General features: G+C 66.8%; 3 protein-coding genes. All 3 read left to right on the forward strand.

Annotated features, from left to right (window positions below; genetic code table 11):
• On the forward strand, window positions 1-2,003 hold a 2,003-nt coding region (locus EN914_RS29095), incomplete at its 5' end, for a YadA-like family protein (protein WP_206527265.1).
• Between the two features lie 7 nt (window positions 2,004-2,010).
• On the forward strand, window positions 2,011-2,568 hold the full coding sequence (locus tag EN914_RS29100) for an invasion associated locus B family protein (protein ID WP_024502658.1): 558 nt from the start codon (window positions 2,011-2,013) through the stop codon (window positions 2,566-2,568).
• A gap of 13 nt (window positions 2,569-2,581) precedes the next feature.
• Entirely contained in the window at window positions 2,582-3,247 is a 666-nt protein-coding gene (locus EN914_RS29105; RefSeq protein WP_024502657.1) for a hypothetical protein, read from the forward strand.
• Window positions 3,248-3,330 lie beyond the last annotated feature (83 nt).

Below are 3,330 nucleotides of genomic sequence, written 5' to 3' on the forward strand. Positions count from 1 at the left end.
GCACCAACGAGGCCGGGCTGGCGCAGACCGATTCCTTCGCCCAAGGCGTCGGGTCCACAGCGGTCGGTTACAATGCGACCGCGACCGGCATCAGCGCGCTGTCGCTCGGCCGCGACAGCAAGGCCAGCATCGACGGCAGCGTGGCGCTGGGCTCGGGTTCGATCTCCGATCGCGCGATCGCTCCGGCCACCGGCCAGATCGCGGCCGGTCCGTCCAACTTCATCCAGTACAACACGAGCGACAAGACGCTGCTCGGCGCCGTTTCGGTCGGCGATGTCAACTCCTACCGGCAGATCACCAACGTGGCCGACGGCACGCAGGACCAGGACGCAGTGACGGTGCGCCAGCTCGCCGGCGCCATCGCTGCCGTATCGGTTACCTCGACGAAATACTTCCACGCCAATTCGGCGGCGGGCGACTCGCTCGCGGTCGGCGCGGAATCGGTCGCGGTCGGCCCGACGACTGTCGTCAACGGCGACAATGGCATCGGCATCGGCAACGGCGCCATCGTCGACCTGACAGCGCCCGGCGGAACGGCCATCGGCCAGAACGCCCATGTGTTGCTGGCCGACGGCCTGGCGCTCGGCACCAATTCGCTGGCGTCCGGGGTCCAGTCGGTGGCGCTCGGCGCCGGCGCCCAGAGCACCTTCATCAACAGCGTGGCGCTCGGTGCGCAATCCATCACCACGGTCGGCGCGCAGGCCGGCTACACGGCCTTCGCGCTCGCCGGTCCGCAGACCTCGGTCGGCGAGGTGTCGATCGGCGCCGCCGGGGCCGAACGCAAGCTGACCAATGTCGCGGCGGGCTCGGCCGACACCGACGGCGTCAACGTCTCGCAGTTGCGCGGCGTGACGAAAAACGTCACCGACCTGTTCGGCGGCGTTACCACGATCAATCCCGACGGCTCGATCACCGGCCCGACCTACACTATCCAGGGCAACAACTACTCGACCGTCTATGACGGCCTGACGGCCGTCGACAATGCCCTGACCACCATCAGCAATGGCGGCGGCATCAAATACTTCCACGCCAATTCGACGCTGGCCGACAGCATCGCCGGCGGCACCAACGCGGTGGCGATCGGGCCGGAAAGCGTGGCGAGCGGCGCCGAGAGCGTGGCTGCGGGCCATGGCTCGACGGCTACCGGGGCGGGCGCCGTCGCGCTCGGCCAGGGTGCGCAGGCCAACAACGCCAACGATGTGGCGCTCGGCTCCGGCTCGGTGACGCAGACAGCCGTCGGCACCTCCAGCACCGTCATCGGCGGCAAGACCTACACCTTCGCCGGAACGACTCCGACCGGAACCGTCAGCGTCGGCGATGCCGGCGCCGAGCGGACGATCACCAATGTCGCCGCCGGGCGCGTCGATGCCGGCAGCACGGATGCGATCAACGGCTCGCAGCTCTACGCCACCAACACGGCGATCGAGGATTTGAAAGCCGGCGTCGGAAACCTCACCCAGAACGCGGTGACCTATGACGCCCCGGGCGGCGTCAAGTCGAACACCATCACGCTGCAGGGTGGCGACGTCAACGCGCCGGTCGTCATCTCCAATGTCGGCCCCGGCGTCAAAGGGACCGATGCGGTCAATGTCGACCAGATGAACCAGGGCCTGACCGCCGGCAAGAGCTATACGGACAACCGCGTGGCTTACGCTATCGATACGTCCAACGACTACACCGACAAGGTAGCCGCCACGACCCTGCAGCAGGCCAACGACTATACCGACCAGAAGCTCGGCCAGCTCAATTCGGACATCAACGGCATCCGCGACGAGGCCCGGCAGGCGGCCGCGATAGGCCTCGCCGCCGCCTCGCTGCGCTACGACGACCGGCCCGGAAAGCTGAGCGTCGCGGCGGGTGGCGGCCTCTGGCGCGACGCAGGCGCATTCGCCTTCGGTGCGGGCTACACCAGCGAGGACGGCCGCATCCGCGGCAACCTGTCGGGCACGGCAGCGGGTGGGCATGTCGGCGTCGGCGCCGGCATCAGCTTCACCTTGAACTGAGGCAGGGATGAAAGGACTTGTTGCCCTGACCTGCCTGGCGCTTTGCGGCGGCCTCGTGCCGGCCGCCGGGCAGGTTGCGCCGACCTACAGGATCAAGCCTTCGGACGTGGTGCTCCCGCCCGAGGTGAAGCTCGGAGACTACCAGCGCACCATACGCCCATTCGACAACTGGACGCTGATCTGCGACGAGAACCTCAAAGCCCGCAAGAAGGTCTGCAACGTCTCGCAGATCATCGAGGACGCGTCCGGCAAGATGGCCTTCAGCTGGTCGCTTGCCGCCACCCAGGACGGCAAGCCGTACATGATCCTGCGCACCGCCCCGAACGCCAGGAGCGATGGCCTGGTGTCCGTGAAATTCGATGGACAGAAGCAGCCGATCGACGTGCAGCTGAACGGCTGCAACGAAATGGTCTGTGTCGGCATGTTGCCGGTCGGCCCCGTCATGCGCCGGCAGATATCGCAGAACGCGACGCCGGCGATCTCCTACTCGACGGTCGATGGGCAGACGATCACCGTTACCGCAACGCTCAAGGGGCTGTCAGACGCCCTTTCACCACTCAAATAACCGAGGCGCCACCATGAGCCAGCAGGACCAGTTCACGTCCGCCAAACGCACTCCTAGCGTCGAGGCGGATCGGCAGAGGCGGGCCGAGCCCCCAAGGCGCTGGCCACGCGCGGCCGGATATTCACTGCTGGGATTGGTCGTGGCGGGGCTTGGCTTCGCCGCCGGGAATTACGCCGCGGTCGCCAATCTGGTCGGCGGCGCGACGGCCGCACCTGCAGCAACAGCGGCGGCCCCCGTGCTTCCGGACACGCCCTTCCTCGAGCATGTCAAGCAGGCCGGTGTGCAGGCCTGCTCGACCGTCTATCCAGTGCTCGGACAGATCCTGACGACCGGCACGAAATACAGCGTCAAATCCCTGTGGAACGACCAGGCCGCCGACAAGCACGCCATCCAGGCCTTTGTCGGCATGGACTATGCGTCGGAACGCTATAGCGGACCGGCCGCCGGCATCGTCTTCGCATCGCCCACCGCCACGGGTTGCGAAGGGGCGATGGTGCGGGTGGCGCCATTCGCCAGCCCGTGCGCCGACATCGCATCCATCCTGCCGCAGGGCAGCAAGATCACCGACCATCTTGGGCAGGTCGAGGTCTACGAGCTCGGCGGCAATGCCGGTGAAGCGCTTCTCCTGCCGACGGGCAAAAGCTGTGTGGTGATCTCCCTTGCTTCGGCGGCGAAGTAGGACGCGAAGCGAGTGAGGTCAAGGAAAGGATGCCGACCATGAGATTGCAGGCTTTGGCAGTTTTGGGCTTGACCTTGTTGTGG

This window comes from Mesorhizobium sp. M7A.F.Ca.CA.001.08.2.1 (assembly GCF_003998455.1).
Lineage (GTDB): Bacteria > Pseudomonadota > Alphaproteobacteria > Rhizobiales > Rhizobiaceae > Mesorhizobium > Mesorhizobium ciceri.